The sequence below is a fragment of the Kitasatospora sp. NPDC093679 genome (genome assembly GCF_040683455.1).
In the GTDB taxonomy this organism is placed as follows: Bacteria; Actinomycetota; Actinomycetes; order Streptomycetales; family Streptomycetaceae; genus Kitasatospora; species Kitasatospora arboriphila.
Genome location: NZ_JBFBDW010000046.1, coordinates 46,419 through 64,676 on the forward strand (window position 1 = coordinate 46,419; position 18,258 = coordinate 64,676).

At 73.6% G+C, this 18,258-nt stretch carries 19 protein-coding genes and 1 pseudogene; 12 read left to right on the top strand and 8 right to left on the bottom strand.

Annotation, left to right across the window (positions count from 1 at the left end):
• Window positions 1-16 precede the first annotated feature (16 nt).
• Complete coding sequence (locus tag AB0O09_RS29365; protein WP_363546590.1) at window positions 17-991, bottom strand: carbohydrate kinase family protein; 975 nt, start codon at window positions 989-991, stop codon at window positions 17-19.
• A 238-nt stretch (window positions 992-1,229) separates the two neighbouring features.
• Here AB0O09_RS29365 and AB0O09_RS29370 point away from each other — a divergent pair, with 238 nt between their 5' ends.
• The gene (locus AB0O09_RS29370) at window positions 1,230-1,457 is read left to right on the top strand and encodes a hypothetical protein (RefSeq protein WP_363546593.1); all 228 of its coding nucleotides are present in this window, start codon (window positions 1,230-1,232) and stop codon (window positions 1,455-1,457) included.
• 117 nt (window positions 1,458-1,574) lie between these two features.
• Window positions 1,575-2,162, top strand: a complete 588-nt coding sequence (locus tag AB0O09_RS29375; protein ID WP_363546596.1) for a hypothetical protein — start codon at window positions 1,575-1,577, stop codon at window positions 2,160-2,162.
• 352 nt (window positions 2,163-2,514) lie between these two features.
• On the opposite strand, the gene AB0O09_RS29380 is transcribed toward AB0O09_RS29375, so the two are convergent.
• Window positions 2,515-2,868: an iron-sulfur cluster assembly accessory protein gene (locus AB0O09_RS29380; protein ID WP_095876996.1), complete on the bottom strand. Its 354-nt coding sequence runs from the start codon at window positions 2,866-2,868 to the stop codon at window positions 2,515-2,517.
• Window positions 2,869-3,074: 206 nt separating this feature from the next.
• On the opposite strand from AB0O09_RS29380, the gene AB0O09_RS29385 reads away from it, so the two are divergent.
• A complete protein-coding gene (locus AB0O09_RS29385) occupies window positions 3,075-3,950 on the top strand; it encodes a GNAT family N-acetyltransferase (protein ID WP_363546599.1) in 876 nt (291 codons plus the stop codon).
• 143 nt (window positions 3,951-4,093) lie between these two features.
• Here the strand turns inward: AB0O09_RS29385 and AB0O09_RS29390 are convergent, their stop codons facing one another.
• The 3 genes from AB0O09_RS29390 to AB0O09_RS29400 all read right to left on the bottom strand — a co-directional run bounded on the left by AB0O09_RS29390 (window position 4,094) and on the right by AB0O09_RS29400 (window position 7,150).
• A complete protein-coding gene (locus AB0O09_RS29390; protein WP_363546602.1) occupies window positions 4,094-5,461 on the bottom strand; it encodes a pyridoxal-dependent decarboxylase in 1,368 nt (455 codons plus the stop codon).
• Between the two features lie 209 nt (window positions 5,462-5,670).
• Complete coding sequence (locus tag AB0O09_RS29395; protein ID WP_344626696.1) at window positions 5,671-6,135, bottom strand: Lrp/AsnC family transcriptional regulator; 465 nt, start codon at window positions 6,133-6,135, stop codon at window positions 5,671-5,673.
• A gap of 88 nt (window positions 6,136-6,223) precedes the next feature.
• A complete protein-coding gene (locus tag AB0O09_RS29400; RefSeq protein ID WP_359983258.1) occupies window positions 6,224-7,150 on the bottom strand; it encodes an NADP-dependent oxidoreductase in 927 nt (308 codons plus the stop codon).
• Window positions 7,151-7,365: 215 nt separating this feature from the next.
• Here AB0O09_RS29400 and nadA point away from each other — a divergent pair, with 215 nt between their 5' ends.
• The gene (gene nadA / locus AB0O09_RS29405; RefSeq protein WP_363546606.1) at window positions 7,366-8,547 is read left to right on the top strand and encodes a quinolinate synthase NadA; all 1,182 of its coding nucleotides are present in this window, start codon (window positions 7,366-7,368) and stop codon (window positions 8,545-8,547) included.
• Between the two features lie 87 nt (window positions 8,548-8,634).
• On the opposite strand, the gene AB0O09_RS29410 is transcribed toward nadA, so the two are convergent.
• On the bottom strand, window positions 8,635-8,928 hold the full coding sequence (locus tag AB0O09_RS29410) for a hypothetical protein (RefSeq protein WP_363546608.1): 294 nt from the start codon (window positions 8,926-8,928) through the stop codon (window positions 8,635-8,637).
• Between the two features lie 43 nt (window positions 8,929-8,971).
• Entirely contained in the window at window positions 8,972-9,754 is a 783-nt protein-coding gene (locus AB0O09_RS29415) for a PspA/IM30 family protein (protein ID WP_344626691.1), read from the bottom strand.
• A 269-nt stretch (window positions 9,755-10,023) separates the two neighbouring features.
• On the opposite strand from AB0O09_RS29415, the gene AB0O09_RS29420 reads away from it, so the two are divergent.
• Window positions 10,024-10,617 (top strand): DUF3043 domain-containing protein, encoded by a 594-nt coding sequence (locus tag AB0O09_RS29420; protein ID WP_344626690.1) that lies wholly within the window; start codon window positions 10,024-10,026, stop codon window positions 10,615-10,617.
• Between the two features lie 35 nt (window positions 10,618-10,652).
• The gene (locus AB0O09_RS29425; RefSeq protein ID WP_363546612.1) at window positions 10,653-11,498 is read left to right on the top strand and encodes a methyltransferase domain-containing protein; all 846 of its coding nucleotides are present in this window, start codon (window positions 10,653-10,655) and stop codon (window positions 11,496-11,498) included.
• Window positions 11,499-11,519: 21 nt separating this feature from the next.
• Here AB0O09_RS29425 and AB0O09_RS29430 read toward each other — a convergent pair whose 3' ends face one another.
• Window positions 11,520-11,720, bottom strand: coding sequence for a hypothetical protein (locus AB0O09_RS29430; RefSeq protein WP_030269070.1), 201 nt, complete (start codon window positions 11,718-11,720; stop codon window positions 11,520-11,522).
• 94 nt (window positions 11,721-11,814) lie between these two features.
• On the opposite strand from AB0O09_RS29430, the pseudogene cobU reads away from it, so the two are divergent.
• The 6 genes and pseudogenes from cobU to AB0O09_RS29460 all read left to right on the top strand — a co-directional run.
• Window positions 11,815-12,375 (top strand): annotated as a pseudogene (cobU, locus tag AB0O09_RS29435) (bifunctional adenosylcobinamide kinase/adenosylcobinamide-phosphate guanylyltransferase); the annotation flags it as partial.
• A gap of 11 nt (window positions 12,376-12,386) precedes the next feature.
• Window positions 12,387-13,505 carry a nicotinate-nucleotide--dimethylbenzimidazole phosphoribosyltransferase gene (locus AB0O09_RS29440; RefSeq protein ID WP_344626688.1) on the top strand — a complete coding sequence of 373 codons (1,119 nt, stop codon included), beginning with the start codon at window positions 12,387-12,389 and terminating at the stop codon, window positions 13,503-13,505.
• A gap of 1 nt (window position 13,506) precedes the next feature.
• Window positions 13,507-14,277, top strand: coding sequence for an adenosylcobinamide-GDP ribazoletransferase (locus AB0O09_RS29445; protein WP_363546616.1), 771 nt, complete (start codon window positions 13,507-13,509; stop codon window positions 14,275-14,277).
• Window positions 14,278-14,528: 251 nt separating this feature from the next.
• Window positions 14,529-16,025 carry a leucyl aminopeptidase gene (locus AB0O09_RS29450; RefSeq protein ID WP_363546619.1) on the top strand — a complete coding sequence of 499 codons (1,497 nt, stop codon included), beginning with the start codon at window positions 14,529-14,531 and terminating at the stop codon, window positions 16,023-16,025.
• 417 nt (window positions 16,026-16,442) lie between these two features.
• Window positions 16,443-17,831, top strand: coding sequence for a dihydrolipoyl dehydrogenase (gene lpdA / locus AB0O09_RS29455; RefSeq protein ID WP_363546622.1), 1,389 nt, complete (start codon window positions 16,443-16,445; stop codon window positions 17,829-17,831).
• Between the two features lie 61 nt (window positions 17,832-17,892).
• Window positions 17,893-18,258, top strand: a 366-nt coding sequence (locus AB0O09_RS29460) for a biotin/lipoyl-containing protein (RefSeq protein WP_363546625.1), incomplete at its 3' end; no start/stop codon positions are given.

Here is an 18,258-nt window from a genome sequence, read left to right on the forward strand (position 1 = left end):
CCGCGACCGGGCGGGGTCAGGCCAGCTTCGCGCGGACCTCGGCCGCCGCCTCGTCGCCGTACGCGGCGGCGAAGCGGTCGGTGAAGTGGGCGCGGCGCAGCTCGTACTCCTGGGTGCCGACGGTCTCGATCACCAGGGTGGCGAGCATGCAGCCGACCTGGGCGGCGCGCTCCAGGCCAAGGCCCCAGGAGACGCCCGCGAGGAAGCCGGCGCGGAAGCCGTCGCCGACGCCGGTCGGGTCGGCCTTGCGCTCCTCGGCGGGGCAGCCGACGGTGATCGCCGGCTCGCCCTTGCGCTCGATCCGGACGCCCTTGGGGCCGAGCGTGGTGACCCGGGTGCCGACGCGGTTCAGCAGCTCGTCGGCGGCCCAGCCGGTCTTGGACTCGATGAGCGCGGCCTCGTACTCGTTGGTGAAGAGGTACGCGGCGCCGTCGACGATCTCGCGGATGTCGTCGCCCTCCAGGCGGGCCAGCTGCTGGGAGGGGTCGGCCGCGAAGGCGTAGCCGCGGCTGCGGCACTCCTGGGTGTGGCGGACCATCGCCTGCGGGTCGTCGGCGCCGATCAGGACGAGGTCGAGGCCGCCGACGCGGTCGGCGATCGGCTTGAGCTCGATGTTGCGGGCCTCGGCCATCGCGCCGGTGTAGAAGGAGGCGATCTGGTTGTGGTCCAGGTCGGTGGTGCACATGAAGCGCGCGGTGTGGCGGGTCTCGGAGATGTGCACGGAGGCGGTGTCCACGCCGTTGCGCTCCAGCCAGCTGCGGTACTCGTCGAAGTCCGCGCCGGCCGCGCCGACCAGGACCGGGCGCAGGCCCAGGACGCCCATGCCGAACGCGATGTTGGGGCCGACGCCGCCGCGCCGGATGTCGAGGGTGTCGACCAGGAAGGAGAGCGAGACGGTGTGCAGCTGCTCCGCGACGAGCTGGTCGGCGAAGCGGCCGGGGAAGGTCGTCAGGTGGTCGGTGGCGATCGAGCCGGCGACGGCGATACGCACGGGAGTCTCCTCGGGAGGCCTGGTGGCGGCGGTGGCCTGGTGCGGCCGGAAGCAGTGGTGGACCCACCTACGGTACAGCCACCCCGGCCGGAAACCCGGACGACCCGAACCGGTACTACCCCGCAGTAGCCCTGGTGGGGCGCCCGGCGGCGGCCTAGGGTCGCAGCACGGGGGCCGGTCGGCCGGTCCCCAGCCATGCGTGCCGTGGCGACGAGGCCGCGGCCCGGCGATCGGAGCGATGACAGCGATGATGCCCACCCAGCCCCCCGTAGTCCGCCCGGGTGCCCTCGGCGGCGAGGCCGACTTCGAGAGCCTCGACGCCCTGGTCAGCTCCTCGCGCCGGCTCGGCCGGTTCTGGCCGCCGCTCGCGGCCGGCCCACAGCCCGCCGCCGCCCGCCCGGCGGGGGTGTCGGTGCCGTCCGGTGCGCAGCGGCTGGTGGCGGCGATGGCCGACTACGGGAGCTGACCGCTCCCCCGGGTCCCGCCCCGGCACGGGGTGGAACCGGATTCCTCCGGGGCACGTCAAACCGGCGCAGCACCGCTTCGGTGGCGGTTCGCTGGACCCTCGGGAGGAAGTCGCACCATGGACGCAAGGACCGCAGTCGTACCGTTCGGGGCCGCTCGTCGGCGGCGGGCCGCCGTGCTGGCGGCAGGGGTGGCGCTCGTCGTCGGCGGGGTGTCCGCCTGCGGGTCGCAGACGTCGACCGGAGCGGGCGGTGCGCCGTCGGCCGCGCCCACGGCGAGCGCCTCGGCCTCCGGCGCCCCGGCCTCGCCGAGCCCCTCCCCCAGCCCGTCCGGCGCGGGCAGTTCGGCCCCGCAGCCCGGGCAGCCCACCCAGCCCGGCATAGCCGTCGGCGAGCCGACGCCGACCGCGGCGGTCCTGCCCGCGATCTCCTACACCCTGGAGGGCGGGACGCACCTGACCGTCTACTTCTACGGCGGCGTCTGCGAGCAGTACGGGCTGAAGGCGGACGAGCAGGCGCCGGGCCTGGTGCGGGTCCGGGTCATGGTGGAGAAGCCGGCGCCGCGCGGCAAGGAGTGCCCGGCCCTGGCGAAGAAGGAGTCGGTCTCGGCGGAGCTGGCGCAGCCGCTGGGCGACCGCAAGGTGATCGACATGACCTCCGGCACCGGGCTCACCATGACGGGTGACGTGCCGGGCGGGCCGCGCTAGTGCCGCGTCGGGCAACCTTCGCCCGTCAAGGAGCGGCGTCCGGTGCGTGCTGTCGGCGTGCCGGCCGGAAGTCCTCGTACCGGACGTACTCGGACTTCCGTCCGGTGCGGCGAGAGTGCGTGCCGGGCGTCGCGACGGGGCGAAGGCTGCCTGACGCGGCACTGGGTCTGTGGGCCACCGCGCGGACCGGGGGTGAGCCGGATCGGCCAGGAGCACCGGTCCCGGACTGCGCGGTTCCCGCGCCCTGAGGAGTCGTGGGCAGAACCGCCGGAGGGCGGCCCCGGGTGTCGGGGCCGCCCTCCGGCGGTTCGCCGCTGCTGTCGCTGCTGCGGGTGCGGCTGGGCCGCGGGGCTCAGCTGAAGGAGTCGCCGCAGGCGCAGGAGCCGGTGGCGTTCGGGTTGTCGATCGTGAAGCCCTGCTTCTCGATGGTGTCGACGAAGTCGACGGTGGCGCCGCCCAGGTACGGGGCGCTCATGCGGTCGGTGACGACCTTCACGCCGCCGAAGTCCTTGACGACGTCGCCGTCCAGCGAACGCTCGTCGAAGAACAGCTGGTAGCGCAGGCCGGAGCAGCCGCCCGGCTGCACGGCGACGCGCAGCGCGAGGTCGTCGCGGCCCTCCTGCTCGAGCAGGCCCTTGACCTTGGCCGCGGCGGCGTCGGTGAGGAGGATGCCACTCTCGACGGTGGTCTCGTCCTGGACGGTCATGCTTACTCCCGGTCTGTGACGACAGTGTGCCGCCAGTGCCAACCGGCGGCCGCCCGGATTCATTTCCGGTCGGTGGTGATTCCGGGAGACGTTTTCGCCGCCCGCACCTCTACGTCTCCCATGCTCGCACACCGGCGGTGCGAGCTCGGCGTCCGATCTCGGCAAACCGCCCTCGGCGGGTCCGGCGGCGGGCCAGGATGAGATGCGTGATCATTCGGCCGGTCAGGGACAGTGCCGCGGACGCCGTCGCCGTGCGGGAGGTGGCCGCGGCGGCCTTCGGACAGCCGGACACCGCACGGCGGGACGGGACGGCGGTACCGGACGCCCGCGCCGTCCGGCACGAGGCGCGGACCCGGCACCTGGTGCGGACCGACCCGCAGGGGTGCTGGGTCGCCGAGGACGGCGGACGGGCGGTGGGGGCCGCGCTGTCGCTGCGGCGCGAAGGGCTGTGGCTGCTCGCCCTGCTGGTGGTCGACCCGGCGCTGCAGGGCAAGGGCGTCGGACGGCTGCTGCTGCAGCGGGCGGCCGCGCACGGGCGGGGCTGCCTGCGGGGCATGCTGTGCGCCTCGCCGTCGCCGGCCGCGGCACGGCGGTACCGGCTGAGCGGGTTCACCCTGCACCCGGCGATGCAACTGCGGGGGCCGGTCGACCGGGCCGGACTGCAGGACCCGGGCGACATCCCGGTGCACCCCGGAGGACCGGGGCAACTGCACCTGCTGGACTCGGTGGACCGGCGGCTGCGGGGCGCCGCGCACGGGCCCGACCACGGCTTCATGCTGGCCCACTTCGAGGAACTGCTGGTGGCGGACTCGCTGGCGGGCAGCGGCTACTGCTACCGGGACGGCGGCGAGGTGAAGCTGCTGGCGGCGACGTCGAAGCGGATCGCGGTGCGGCTGCTGCGGGAGGCGCTGGCGCGGGTCCCGGAGGGGACGGAGGCGCTGGTGGAACACCTCACCGCCGACCAGGAGTGGGCGGTCGACGTGGGCCTGGAGGTGGGGCTCACGGTCGGCACCCGCGGCTACGTGGCTCTCCGCGGCATGCGCCCCCCGGTGCCGTACCTCCCCGACGGGGCGTTCCTGTAGGGCGGGCACGCGAAAACGGGGGCGAGAGCTGTGCAAGTCCGGGGAAGCAGAACAGGGGCGCGTGGGGGCACCTGTCTTGCCTTGCCCCGGACTGCGCAGTTCTCCGCGCCCGTGGGGTGGCTGCCTCCTGGCCGGCGTGCCCCCTACTCCATGGTGGCGAGGATCTCCTTGACCATGTCGAGGGTGGTGCCGGGGTGGAGGAAGGCGAAGCGGGCGACGGTCTCGCCGTCCCAGCCGGTGGGGGTGACGAAGCCGATCTGGTCGGCGAGGAGCTGCTGGGACCAGCGGTAGTAGTCCTCGTGGGTCCAGCCGGTGCGGCGGAAGCAGACGGCGGAGAGCTGCGGGTCGTGCAGCAGTTCCAGGTGGTCGGTGTCGCGGATCAGCTGCGCGGTGTCCCGGGCCAGCGTCAGGCCGGTCTCGATGGCGTCGGTGTAGGCCTGGGTGCCGTGGACGGCGAGGGAGAACCAGAGCGGCAGGCCGCGGGCGCGGCGGGTGAGGTGGTACGCGTAGTCGGTGGGGTTCCACTCGTCGCCCTCGGTGTGCAGGACGTCGAGGTAGGAGGCGTCCTGGGTGTGGACGGCGCGGGCGAGCTGCGGGTTGCGGTAGAGCAGGGCGGCGCAGTCGAACGGCGCGAAGAGCCACTTGTGCGGGTCGACGACGAAGGAGTCGGCGTGCTCGATGCCGTCGTAGCGCTCGCGGACGGAGGGGGCGAACAGCCCGGCGCCGCCGTACGCGCCGTCGACGTGGAACCAGAGGCCGCGCTCGCGGGTGACCTCGGAGAGGCCGGCGAGGTCGTCGACGATGCCCTCGTTGGTGGTGCCGGCGGTGCCGACGACCGCGATGACGGTCTCCGGGTTCGGGTCGGCGGCGAGGGCGGCGCGCAGCGCCTCGCCGGTGAAGCGGCGGTCCACGGTCGGGACGACGAAGGCCTCGACGCCGATGATGTTGAAGGTGTTCTTGACCGAGGAGTGGACCTGGTCGGCGACGGCGATCCGCAGCCGGGCCTCCGGGCCGACGCCCAGCTTGCGGCGGGCGGTGTCGCGGGCGACGACGAGCGCGGAGAGGTTGCCGGCGGAGCCGCCGGAGACGAAGGTGCCGCCGGCGGAGGCGGGGAGTCCGGCGCGGTCCGCTATCAGGCGCAGCACCTGGTTCTCGGCGGCGATGGCGCCGGCGGCCTCCAGCCAGGAGATGCCCTGGAGGGAGGCGCAGGAGACGACCATGTCGAAGAGGAGGGCGGCCTTGGTGGGGGCGCAGGGGATGAAGGAGAGGTAGCGCGGGCTGTCGGCGGAGATGACGGCGCGGGAGAGCTCGTGGTCGTAGAGCTTGAGGACGTCGCCGGGGTCGTTGCCGTGCTCGTTGAGCAGACCGGCGAGGTGGGTGCGAAGGTGCTCGCCGTCGCCGGGGTGGTCGAGGGGGACGGGGTTGTACTGCAGCCGCTCGCGCATGTAGTCGAAGACGAGGTCGACCAGCTGGTTGTCGGGCTGGTGCATGCGGTCGGCGGCTGCGGACACGGTGGTCCCTCTCGTTCTGGCTGCGGGGTGCGGCGGGCCGGTACGGGTGGGGTTCCTGGGGCGTACCGGACACGATCAGCGTAGGCAGCGGCGCTCGGTCGGCGCGCGTCGGAACGGGGCCGCGCAAGCAGGTTTCGTGCGTGTTCGACGGGGGTCGCGCAGCTTTCCTGCGTGGCGTGCCGGGGGGTGCCGGGCCCGGTGCGGGGCGGTCAGCCGATGAGGCGGGAGAGGACGACGGAGCTGCGGCTGCGCTGGACGCCGGGCTCCTTGCGGATGCGTTCGATGACGGCTTCGAGGTGCCGGGTGTCGGCGGCGCGGAGGTGGACGAGGGCGTCGGGATCACCGGTGACCGTCCAGGCGGCGGCGACCTCGGGGAACTGGCGGAGGCTGGCGAGGAGTTCCTCGGGGCTGGTGCGTTCGCGGCAGTAGATCTCGACGAAGGCCTCGGTCCGCCAGCCGAGCAGGGCGGGGTCGAGGACGACGGTGAAGCCGCGGACGACGCCGCGGGCGCGGAGCCGGTCGATGCGGCGGCGGACGGCGGTGGCGGAGAGGTTGGCGAGCAGGCCGATCTCGGCGTAGGAGGCGCGGCCGTCCTTGCTGAGGTGTTCGAGCAGGAGCCGGTCGGTGTCGTCGAGCGGCGCCCCGCCCGGGTCCGTGGGTCGGTGCGTGCTCATGGCTGCGGGCTCCACTGGTGGTGCGTGTGAGGGCGGTGTGGCCGCGGGGTGGGACGGCGCACCGCCCCATTCTGGCGGACTCCTGCGGTCAGTCCACCAGCAGCACGATCTTGCCGCGGGTGCGGCCCTCGGCGTTGAGGGCCTGGGCGGAGGCGGCCTGGGAGAGCGGGAAGGTGGAGGCGACCGGAACGCGGAGCTTCCCGGCGTCGGCGAGGCGGCCGAGTTCGGCGAGGTCGGCGGCGTCGGGGCGGACCCAGACGTAGTGGCCGCCGCGGGCGGCGACGCCGTAGTCGGTGATCGAGGCGATGCAGGAGGGGTCGCGGACGAGCTGCGCGGAGACCTCGACGGCGTCGCCGCCGATCAGGTCGAGGGCGGCGTCGACGCCGTCGGGGGCGATCGCGCGGACGCGGTCGACCAGGCCCTCGCCGTACGCGACCGGTTCGGCGCCGAGTTCGCGCAGGTAGGCGTGGTTGCGTTCGCCGGCGGTGCCGATGACCCGGGCGCCGTGGGCGGTGGCGATCTGGACGGCGAGGCTGCCGACGCCGCCGGCCGCGGCGTGCACCAGGACGGTCTGGCCTGCGCGGATCCGCAGCGCCTTGACGAGGGCCTGGTGGGCGGTGAGGCCAGCGAGCGGGAGGCCGCCGGCCTGGGCCCAGTCGAGCGAGGCGGGTTTGCGGGCGAGGGTGCGGACGGGGGCGGCGACGAGCTGGGCGTAGGTGCCGTGCTCGGCGGAGTCCTTGCGGACGTAGCCGACGACCTCGTCGCCGGGGGCGAACTCGGTGACGCCGCCGCCGACGGCCTGGACGACGCCGGCCAGGTCCCAGCCCATGATCAGCGGGAAGTGGACGTCCATGATGCCGTCGAGGTGGCCCTCGCGGAGCTTCCAGTCGACCGGGTTGACGCCGGCGGCCTTCACCCGCACCAGGACGGAGTCGGGGCCGACCTTGGGGTCGGGCACGTCGGTGTACTCGACGACGTCCGGGCCGCCGTACTGCCTGATCACAATGGCCTTCATGCTCCAAGACAACGCGATCGCGGCCGGATATCGGTTCGGCCACGCCGGGAAGGCTCCGATCCGGAGAGCGGTTCTCGTCACATCGACAGAACGTCCATCGTCAGAGTGACGCTAACGGGTTATCATAGATAGCGTCAGATAGACGAGAAGGCCCCGCGGTACCACCGCAGCTCGGCAGGGGCCGGAAGATCGGCCGCACAGGAGGGCACCCGCCCGTGACCACCACCACCGAGACCTACGGCGTCGACCCCTCTCCGACGCCCCTGGCGCTGCTGCTGCTCGGCCGCGAGGCCGACCCCGCGAGCGAGCGCGGCGTCGAGTGCCCGGGCGACCTGCCCGCCGCCTCCGACCCGGACCTGGTCGCGCGGGCCCGCGCCGCCAAGGAGGCGCTCGGCGACCGGGTGTTCATCCTGGGCCACCACTACCAGCGCGACGAGGTCATCGAGTTCGCCGACGTGACGGGCGACTCCTTCAAGCTGGCTCGTGACGCGGCGGCCCGCCCGGAGGCCGAGTACATCGTCTTCTGCGGCGTGCACTTCATGGCCGAGTCGGCGGACATCCTCACCACCGACGCCCAGCAGGTCGTGCTGCCGGACCTCGCCGCGGGCTGCTCGATGGCCGACATGGCCACCGCCGAGCAGGTCGCCGAGTGCTGGGACGTGCTCACCGACGCCGGGATCGCCGACGTGACCGTGCCGGTCTCGTACATGAACTCCTCGGCCGACATCAAGGCCTTCACCGGCCGGCACGGTGGCACCATCTGCACCTCCTCCAACGCGAAGCGGGCGCTGGAGTGGGCCTTCGAGCAGGGCCAGAAGGTGCTGTTCCTGCCGGACCAGCACCTGGGGCGCAACACCGCCGTCCTGGAGATGGGCTTCTCGCTGGACGACTGCGTCCTCTACAACCCGCACAAGCCGGGCGGCGGCCTGACCGCCGAGCAGCTGCGGAACGCGAAGATGATCCTCTGGCGCGGCCACTGCTCGGTGCACGGCCGCTTCAACCTGGACTCGGTGAACGAGGTCCGCGAGCGGATCCCCGGCGTCACCGTGCTGGTGCACCCGGAGTGCAAGCACGAGGTCGTCACCGCGGCCGACATGGTGGGCTCGACCGAGTACATCATCAAGGCGCTGGACGCCGCCGAGCCCGGCTCCAAGTGGGCCATCGGCACCGAGCTGAACCTGGTGCGCCGGCTCGCCAAGGCCCACCCGGACAAGGAGGTCGTCTTCCTCGACCGCACGGTCTGCTTCTGCTCGACCATGAACCGGATCGACCTGCCGCACCTGGTGTGGGCGCTGGAGTCGCTGGTCGAGGGCCGGGTGCCGAACGTGATCACGGTCGACCCGGAGACCGAGAAGTACGCCAAGGCGGCGCTGGACCGGATGCTGGCCCTGCCGTAACGTTCCGCCGCGCCGCCGGCGGGCGGCGCGCAGCACGCCGGAGGGCGGGCACCCCGTGGGGTGCCCGCCCTCGCGGTGTCACGAGACCTACTCCGGCAGGCCGGGGATCAGGCCGTCGCCCTCGGTCCGCAGCATCTCGCGGACCTCGTCGATGGTCGCCTCCGCGTCCGGGAGGATCAGGTCGGACGGCTCCAGGGTCTCGTCCGGCAGCGGGCTGCCGAACTCCTTGACCGCACCCAGCAGCGCGTCCAGCGCGGCCTTGAACCGCCCGCCGTCGCCCGACTCCACTGCCTTGAGCAGTTCGTCGTCCAGCTCGTTGAGCCGGTTCAGGTGGCTCTCGCCGACCTGGAACTGCCCCTCACCCATGACCCTCATGATCATGCCGGCGCGTCTCCCTGTCCGGGTTCGTGGTGCTGTCCGGTTGCTACTTGTTGTAGTTGATCTTCGACGAGTCCTGCTGGCCCTGCTCGATGGCCTGCGGAGCGGCGGCGGGAGAGCCGCCGGTCAGCTCGGCCTTCATCCGGGCCAGCTCCAGCTCGACGTCGCTGCCGCCGGCCACCCGCTCCAGCTCGGCCTCGATGTCATCCTTGCGGCCGAGGCCGCTGGCGTCGTCGAGCGCACCGGAGGCGAGCAGCTCGTCGATCGCGCCGGCCCGCGCCTGCATCTGCGCGGTCTTGTCCTCGGCCCGCTGGATCGCCAGGCCCACGTCGCCCATCTCCTCGGAGATGCCGGAGAAGGACTCGGCGATCCGGGTCTGCGCCTGGGCGGCCGTGTACGTCGCCTTGATGGTCTCCTTCTTGGTGCGGAAGGCGTCCACCTTGGCCTGCAGCCGCTGGGAGGCGAGCGTGAGCTTCTCCTCCTCGGCCTGCAGCTGCTGGTACTGGGTCTCCAGGTCGGTGATCTGGGACTGCAGGTTCGCCTTGCGGGTGAGCGCCTCGCGGGCGAGGTCCTCACGGCCCAGCGAGAGCGCCTTGCGGCCCTGGTCCTCGTACTTCGCGGACTGCTGCTGCAGCTGCGTCAGCTGCAGCTCCAGGCGCTTGCGCGAGGTGGCCACGTCGGCGACGCCGCGGCGCACCTTCTGCAGCAGCTCCAGCTGCTTCTGGTACGAGTAGTCGAGCGTCTCCCGCGGGTCCTCCGCACGGTCCAGTGCCTTGTTGGCCTTGGAGCGGAAGATCAGCCCCATACGCTTCATGATTCCGTCGCTCATGGGCCTCGGGTGCCCCCTTCTACGGGCCTGCGAATTCCGTCTCGTAACACGTCGAGTCTATGTGCAGCGAGCTGGTCGCCGCAGTGCACGAGCTGCAACAAGACTGCTACAGCCGCACACTGCCGGTCATCGTTCCTGGGGTGGAGCCGACCCTGAGACCATGATCCGCCCCGCGGAGGGCCCCCCATACGGGACACGCCGCCCGATCGATATCCGTTCGTGCCGACGCTCACTGCGGAAAGCACCCGGCCAGCACGTACGCTGGGGGTGTGTTCCGACGCCGTGATGAAGCCTCCTCCGCCGCGACCGCGCTGGCCGAGCAGGACGAGAAGACCCCCCGCGACCCGCAGGCCAAGAAGGGCCGCCCGACGCCGAAGCGCAGCGAGGCCGAGGCCAGCCGGCGCACCCGGGTGACCGTGCCCAAGGACCGCAAGGAGGCCGCCCGGCAGTCCCGCGAGCGGATGCGCTCCGAGCGCGAGAAGCAGCGCACCGCCCTGCTGGAGGGCGACGAGCGCGCCCTGCCGGCGCGCGACAAGGGCCCGGTGCGGCGCTTCGCCCGCGACTTCGTCGACTCCCGCTGGTCGCTCGCCGAGTTCTTCCTGCCGTACGCCGTGGTGGTGCTGGTGCTCAGCATCGTCAAGGTGCCGGCCCTGCAGCTGCTCTCCACGCTGCTCTTCGTGGTCTTCTTCGTCCTGGTGATCCTGGACTTCGCCCGGCTCGGCCTCGGCCTGCGCAAGGCCCTGCGCGAGCGCTTCCCGAACGAGAACACCCGCGGCGCCGTCCCCTACGGCCTGATGCGCACCCTGCAGATGCGCCGACTGCGGCTGCCCAAGCCGAAGGTGAAGCGGGGCGAGCGGCCCTGACCGCGGAGCCGGTCCCGCCGGCCTGGGCCCTGCCGGTGCAGCCGGACCAGCCCGGGTTGTACGCGCTGCCCGGGCAGGGCGCCGGCGGCCACGACCGGCTGCCGGCCGTCGGCGGAGGCGGCCGGCACGCGGCCGCCCCCTGGCCGCCCCGGCAGGGCGGCCTGCGCAGCACCGTCCGCGAGGAGCTGCTGACCCGGCAGCTCGCCGAGCAGCTCACCGGCCGGACGGGACTGCGGGTGCTGGACGTCGGCTGCGGACAGGGCACCCAGACCGTGCGGCTGGCCCGCGCCGGGCACGCCGTCACCGGCGTCGACCCCGACCCGGTCACCCTCGGCGCCGCGCAGGCCGCGGTCGCGGCCGAGCCCGCCGACGTGCAGGCGCGGGTGCGGCTCATCGGCGGGGACGGGCACGCCTGCGGGCGGTGGTTCCCGCCGCGCTCCTTCGACGTCGTGCTGTGCCACGGCGCCCTGATGTACCTCGCCGACCCGGACCCGCTGCTCGCCGCGCTCGCCCGGGTGCTCGACACCGGCGGCGTGCTGTCGCTGCTCGTCCGCAACGCCGACGCGCTGGCCATGCGCCCCGCGCTCGCCGGCGACTGGCGCACCGCCCTCGCCGCCTTCGACTCCTACCGCTGCACCGACCGGTACGGCGTCCCCGCCCGGGCGCACCGGCTCGCCGAGCTGACCACCACGCTCTCCGGCATCTCGGTGCCGCTGCGCCACTGGTACGGCGTCCGGGTCTTCACCGACGCCGCACCCGACGAGGCGGCACCGGTCGACGGCCGGCAGCTCGCCCAGCTCCTCGACGCCGAGGAGCGGGCCGGCCGGCAGGACCCGTACCGCCAGGTCGCCGGCCTGCTCCACCTCGTCGGCGCCAAGTAGGCACGCGGGCGGGCGGCCCTCCTAGCCCTCGTGCAGGCTCATCGAGTAGATCTCGCGGTCGTCCTCCAGCAGGACCGCCCGGTCCACGCCGTCCGCCAGCAGCTGCTTGTAGGTCTCGCCGATCCACGACTCGGCGTCGCCCTGGCCCGGGAACTCCTCCTGGCCGCCCGGCTGGTCGACCCCGGTGCCGTCCTGCTGCTCGAACCGCCACGTCCACACCATGTGTCGGACTCCTCCCGCTCGGTGACCTCGACGTGCGCACACTAGCGTGCCCGCCCCGCCGCACCGCCATACCCCGTGCGGCAGGATGATCCGCATGCCACTCCCCCGCACCCTCGTCCTCGGCGGCGCCCGCTCCGGCAAGTCCACCCGCGCCGAGCTGATGCTCGCGCCGTACCCGGACGTGCTGTACGTGGCCACCTCGGGCACCCGGGACGGCGACCGGGAGTGGGCGGACCGGGTGCGCCTGCACCGGGAGCGCCGGCCCGCCTCCTGGCGCACCGCCGAGACCTGCGACCTGGAGGCGGTGCTCGCCGACCGGGAGGACACCGCCCCGGTCCTGATCGACTGCCTCGCGCTCTGGCTCACCGCCGTGATGGACGAGCACGGCGCCTGGTCCGACGACAGCTGGCACGGCGGCGGCGAGCAGGCGGTGCAGCGGCGCTGCGAGGCGCTCGCCGCGGCCTGGGCGGCGACCCGGCGGCCCGCGGTCGCGGTCAGCAACGAGGTGGGCATGGGCGTGGTGCCCGCGACGGCCGCCGGCCGGCGGTTCCGGGACACCCTGGGACGCCTCAACATGGCGGTCGCCGACGCCTCCGAGCAGGTGCTGCTCGTCGTGGCAGGACAGGTGCTGACCGTCAAAGCCGGTGCCGTGTAGCCTTCCGAGCGATGGACACGACCGTGGATCTCGACAGTTTCTCCTCCCTCGTCGAGCGGCCCGACGAGGCCGCCCGCAAGGCCGCCGAGGAGTACCGGCAGCAGCTCGGCCTGCCGCCGGGCGGCCTCGGCTCGCTGGAGGAGCTCGGCGCCTGGCTCGCCTCCGTCCAGGGCGCGGCCCCCGTGCGGCCGGTGGCCGCCGCGAAGGTGCTGCTGTTCGCCGGCGACCACGGCGTCGCCGCACTCGGCGTCTCCCGGCCCGGTCCCGGCCGGAGCACGGCGGCCCGGGTGCACGCCGTGCTGGAGGGCACCGCGCCGGTCGCCCTGCTGGCCCGCCGCTACGGCGCGGCCGTGCGGGTCGTCGACATGGCGGTCGACGCCGAGCCGCACGAGTTCCCCGCCGAGGTGTCGCAGTACCGGGTGCGGCGCGGCTCCGGCCGGATCGACGTCGAGGACGCGCTGACCGCCGAGGAGACCTCCCGGGCCTTCCGGGCCGGCATGGCGATCGCCGACGAGGAGGCCGACGCCGGCACCGACCTGGTGCTGCTCGGCGACATCGGCACCGGGTCCACCACGGTCGCCGCCGTCCTGGTCGGCGCGCTGTGCGGCACCGACGCGGCGGCCGTCACCGGGCGCGGCTCGGGCGTCGACGACCGGGTGTGGATGGTCAAGTGCGCCACCGTCAGGGACTCGCTGCGGCGGGCCCGGCCGGTGCTCGGCGACCAGCTCGCGCTGCTCGCCGCGACCGGCGGCGCCGACTTCGCCGCGATCACCGGCTTCCTGCTGCAGGCCGCCGTCCGCCGGCTGCCGGTGGTGCTCGACGGCGTGGTGTCCGCGGCCTGCGCCCTGGTCGCCCAGCGGGTCGCCTTCCGGGCGCCCGAGTGGTGGCGGGCCGGGCAGGACAGCGGCGAGCCCGCGCAGGCGAAGGCGTACGACCGGCTCACCCTGACCCCGGTGCAGCAGCTCGGCGTCAAGGCCGGTGAGGGCGTCGGCGCGCTGCTGGCGCTGCCGCTGCTGCAGGCCGCCTCCGACACCCTGGCGGAGCCCGGCGAGGTGCCGGCCGCCGCGAAGGCCGAGCCGCGGCCGCCGGCGAAGCTGCCCACCGCGGCGGAGCTGCTGGGCCTCGGCTGACGTGCCGGACGGGCTGCGCTTCGCCTTCGGCACGCTCTCGGTGCTGCCGGTCCGGGTCGACCGCTGGGACCGGCCGACGGCCGGGCGGGCGATGCTCGCCGCCCCGGTGGTCGGCGCGGTGCTCGGCCTGATCGCGGCCGGGGCCGGGGCCTTCGCCGCGTGGCGGGCGGGCGGGCTGCTCGGCGCGGTCGCCGCGGTCGGGGCGCTCGCCGCACTGACCCGGGGCCTGCACCTGGACGGCCTGGCCGACGTCGCCGACGGCCTCGGCAGCGGCAAGCCGGCCGAGGACGCACTGCGGATCATGAAGCAGTCGGACATCGGACCGTTCGGCGTGCTGACGCTGCTCCTGGTGATGCTCGGTCAGATCACCGCGCTGGCCGGGCAGTTCGACGCTTCTCCCGGCCGCGGCGCACTCGCGGTGCTCACCGCGGCCCTCGCCGGGCGCTGCGCGCTCGCCTGGGGCTGCCGCCGCGGCGTGCCGGCCGCCCGGCCCGGCGGACTGGGCGCCGCGGTCGCCGGCACCGTCCCGGGCCTCGGCGCGGCCGCGGTCTCCGCGGGCTGCGCGCTGCTGCTCGCCGCGGCCGGCGCCGGGTACGGCCGGCAGGCCTGGGTGTGGCCGGCGGCGCTGGCGGTCGGGCTCGGCTGCGCGCAGTTGCTGCTGCGCCGCTGCGTGCGGCGCCTCGACGGGATCACCGGGGACGTGCTCGGCGCGACGGCGGAGACGGCGGCCACCGGGGCGCTGGTGGCGCTGGCGCTGATCGGCACGGTCTGAGCGGCCCGCACGGGCCCGGTCCGGGGGCGTGCGGGCGGCGTCCGGTTCGCGCGCTTCGTCACACCGTGTACGCCCGGTCCGCCGTGAGGGGGCGAGCCCTGGGGCCGCGTGGTCCCAGCATGCGGACTACCATGCGGGGTGCACCGTAGCCCTGCGCCCCGTTTCCCCGCGGAGTCAGCCGGGGTTATGCCGGTACGGCACACCCCGAGCCGTCGCCGGCCGTGGACCGCGAAAGAACAGGACGCATCGTCGTGACAACACTGTCTGTGAGCACCTCCTCCGCCGCAAGCCTGCGCGCGGACGCCCTGGTGGTCGGTGTGGCGAAGGGCCCCAAGGGCCTCGTGCTCGCCCCCGGCGCTGAGGCCGTGGCCGAGGCGTTCGAGGGCACGCTGGCCGAGGTCCTCTCCACCCTGGGTGCCACCGGCGCCGAGGGCGAGGCGGTCAAGGTTCCGGCGGCCGCCGGACTCAAGGCGCCGCTCGTGCTGGCGGTCGGCCTCGGTGACGCGTCCGAGGACGGCTACGCCGCGGAGGCGCTGCGCCGGGCCGCCGGTGTCGCCGCCCGTACGCTGGCCGGCACGAAGAAGGTCGCGCTGGCGCTGCCCGCCGGGTCCGCCGAGGAGATCGAGGCGATCGCGCTGGGCGGTCTGCTGGGCTCGTACACCTTCGGCACGTACAAGGGCGAGAACGGCAAGACCCCGGTCGGCGAGCTGCTGGTGCCGGCCACCCGCAAGGGCAGCAAGGACGCCAAGGCCGCGGTCGAGCGCGCCGTCGCGCTGGGCGAGGAGATGAACCGGGCCCGCGACCTGGTCAACACCGCGCCGAACGACCTCAACCCGAAGTCCTTCGCCGCGATCGCCCAGGCGGCCGGCAAGGAGCACGGCCTGAAGGTCGAGGTGCTGGACGAGAAGGCGCTGCTCAAGGGCGGCTTCGGCGGCATCCTCGGCGTCGGTGTCGGCTCCGCCAACCCGCCCCGGCTGGTGAAGGTGGCCTACACCCACCCGAAGGCGCAGGCGTCGCTGGCGTTCGTCGGCAAGGGCATCACCTACGACTCGGGCGGCATCTCGCTGAAGCCGGCGGGCCACAACGAGACCATGAAGTGCGACATGTCCGGTGCCGCCGCGGTGTTCGCCGCCGTGGTCGCCGCCAAGCGCCTCGGCCTGCAGGTCAACGTGACCGCGTGGCTGGCGCTGGCCGAGAACATGCCGTCCGGCTCGGCGACCCGTCCGGGCGACGTGCTGCGGATGTACGGCGGCAAGACCGTCGAGGTGCTGAACACCGATGCCGAGGGCCGCCTGGTGCTGGCCGACGCGATCGTGCGGGCCGGCGAGGAGAACCCGGACGTCATCGTGGACGTCGCCACCCTGACCGGCGCGATGGTGCTGGCCCTGGGCACCCGCACCTTCGGCGTGATGTCCAACAGCGACGAGCTGCGCACCCGCCTGCACGAGACCGCGACCGCGGTCGGCGAGCCGTCCTGGCCGATGCCGCTCCCGGCCGACCTGCGCAAGGGCATGGTCGAGTCGACGATCGCCGACCTCGCCAACATGGGCGAGCGGATGGGCGGCGGCCTGGTGGCCGGCCTGTTCCTGAAGGAGTTCGTCGCCGAGGGCATCGACTGGGCGCACCTGGACATCGCCGGCCCGGCGTTCAACGAGGGCGGCCCGTTCGGCTACACCCCGAAGGGCGGCACCGCGAGCGCGGTGCGCACCCTGGTGCGGTACGCGCAGGACGTGGCGGCGGGCGTCTGACGCCCACCGATTTCCGTGGAGGGGTCCGGTGTCCGACGGGGGCACCGGACCCTTCGGCGTTTTCCTATTACCAGCCGGTAATACATCGAGGGTGGCGGAGGCCACATTCCGAGACGGTGTTCGCCGCGGGCGAAACCGTCTTCCGCACTGCGGAACCCGGGCGGGAGCGGGCCACCGCAGCCGCCCCTCTCCGGCCCGCCCGCACCGCTGTGAGCTGCGGCGATACCCACCCGTACGGGGCATTCGAGCGACCCGGGGCGGCCGGGCGGCGGCCTCCGGGGCAGCCCCGGACACCAGTCGCCTCGAACAAGTGCAAAGATGTATTTCCGGCACGACTGGGCGCCTCACAAAGGCTTCCCACACCACCGGACCGCGACCGGCCCGGCGAACCGCACCCCTTTGCATGGAGGACGTGACGTGGCGAACGACGCCAGCACCGTTTTCGACGTTGTCATTCTCGGAGGCGGAAGCGGCGGTTACGCCGCGGCGCTCCGCGCCGCCCAGCTCGGGCTGAACGTCGCGCTGATCGAGAAGGGCGAGCTCGGCGGCACCTGCCTGCACCGCGGCTGCATCCCCACCAAGGCCCTGCTGCACGCGGCCGAGGTCGCCGACGAGACCCGCGAGGCGGCCGAGTTCGGCGTCCTGGCGACCTTCCAGGGCATCGACATCAAGGGCGTCCACAAGTACAAGGACGACGTGGTCTCGGGCCTCTACAAGGGCCTGCAGGGTCTGGTCGCCTCGCGCAAGGTCACCTACATCCAGGGCGAGGGCCGACTGTCCTCGCAGACCTCGGTGGACGTCAACGGCCAGCGCGTCGAGGGCCGCCACATCGTCCTCGCCACCGGCTCGGTGCCCAAGTCGCTGCCCGGTCTGACCATCGACGGCAACCGGATCATCTCCTCGGACCACGCCCTCAAGCTCGACTACATCCCGAAGTCGGCCGTCATCCTCGGCGGCGGCGTCATCGGCGTCGAGTTCGCGTCCGTGTGGAAGTCCTTCGGCGTCGACGTCACCATCGTCGAGGCCCTGCCGCACCTCGTCCCGCTGGAGGACGAGAACTCCTCGAAGCTGCTGGAGCGCGCCTTCCGCAAGCGCGGCATCAAGTTCGAGCTGAAGGCCCGCTTCTCGGGCGTCGAGTACACCGAGAACGGTGTCCGCGTCTCGACCGAGAACGGCAAGCAGATCGACGCCGACCTGCTGCTGGTCGCCATCGGCCGCGGCCCGGTCTCGGCCGGCCTCGGCTACGAGGAGGCCGGGGTCGCCATGGACCGCGGCTACGTCCTGGTCGACGAGTACCTGCGGACCAACGTGCCGACGATCTCGGCGGTCGGCGACCTCGTCCCGACCCTGCAGCTCGCCCACGTCGGCTTCGCCGAGGGCATGCTCGTCGCCGAGCGCCTGGCGGGCCTGAAGGTCGTCCCGATCGACTACGACGGCATCCCGCGCGTGACCTACTCCAACCCGGAGGTCGCGTCCGTCGGCCTGTCCGAGGCCAAGGCCGCCGAGCAGTACGGCAAGGACAAGATCGTCACGCTCAAGTACAACCTGGCCGGCAACGGCAAGAGCAAGATCCTGAAGACCGCCGGCGAGATCAAGCTCGTCCAGGTCAAGGACGGCGCCGTGGTGGGTGTCCACATGGTCGGCGCCCGCATGGGCGAGCAGGTCGGCGAGGCCCAGCTGATCTACAACTGGGAGGCCCTGCCCGCCGAGGTCGCGCAGCTCATCCACGCGCACCCCAGCCAGTCCGAGGCCCTGGGCGAGGCGCACCTGGCGCTGGCCGGCAAGCCGCTGCACGCGCACGACTGATCCGCGGCACCCCTTAGTTGTCCATTCCTGTACGCAAGACTTGATAGGAGTCGCTGAAACCATGGCGGTCTCAGTAACACTGCCCGCACTGGGCGAGAGCGTGACCGAGGGCACCGTCACCCGCTGGCTGAAGGCCGAGGGTGAGCGCGTGGAGGCCGACGAGCCGCTGCTCGAGGTCTCCACCGACAAGGTCGACACCGAGATCCCGGCGCCCGCGTCCGGCATCCTCGCGTCGATCAAGGTCGGCGAGGACGAGACGGTCGAGGTCGGCGCCGAGCTGGCCGTCATCGACGACGGCTCGGGCGCCCCGGCGGCCGCTCCGGCCCCGGCCGCGGAGGCCGCCCCGGCCGCCGCCCCGGCGCCGACCTCGACCGTCTCGTCCTCGCCGACCTTGATCGACGCGAGGATGCCGGACGCGGGCGCCGGG

Bases quoted from the DNA above. Each gene is read 5' to 3' on its own strand.
- AB0O09_RS29370 (WP_363546593.1), top strand. From the start codon at position 1,230: ATGACAGCGATGATGCCCACCCAGCCCCCCGTAGTCCGCCCGGGTGCC.
- AB0O09_RS29375 (WP_363546596.1), top strand. From the start codon at position 1,575: ATGGACGCAAGGACCGCAGTCGTACCGTTCGGGGCCGCTCGTCGGCGG.
- AB0O09_RS29380 (WP_095876996.1), bottom strand. From the start codon at position 2,868: ATGACCGTCCAGGACGAGACCACCGTCGAGAGTGGCATCCTCCTCACC.
- AB0O09_RS29395 (WP_344626696.1), bottom strand. From the start codon at position 6,135: ATGAGCACGCACCGACCCACGGACCCGGGCGGGGCGCCGCTCGACGAC.
- AB0O09_RS29400 (WP_359983258.1), bottom strand. From the start codon at position 7,150: ATGAAGGCCATTGTGATCAGGCAGTACGGCGGCCCGGACGTCGTCGAG.
- AB0O09_RS29410 (WP_363546608.1), bottom strand. From the start codon at position 8,928: ATGATCATGAGGGTCATGGGTGAGGGGCAGTTCCAGGTCGGCGAGAGC.
- AB0O09_RS29415 (WP_344626691.1), bottom strand. From the start codon at position 9,754: ATGAGCGACGGAATCATGAAGCGTATGGGGCTGATCTTCCGCTCCAAG.
- AB0O09_RS29430 (WP_030269070.1), bottom strand. From the start codon at position 11,720: ATGGTGTGGACGTGGCGGTTCGAGCAGCAGGACGGCACCGGGGTCGAC.
- AB0O09_RS29440 (WP_344626688.1), top strand. From the start codon at position 12,387: ATGGACACGACCGTGGATCTCGACAGTTTCTCCTCCCTCGTCGAGCGG.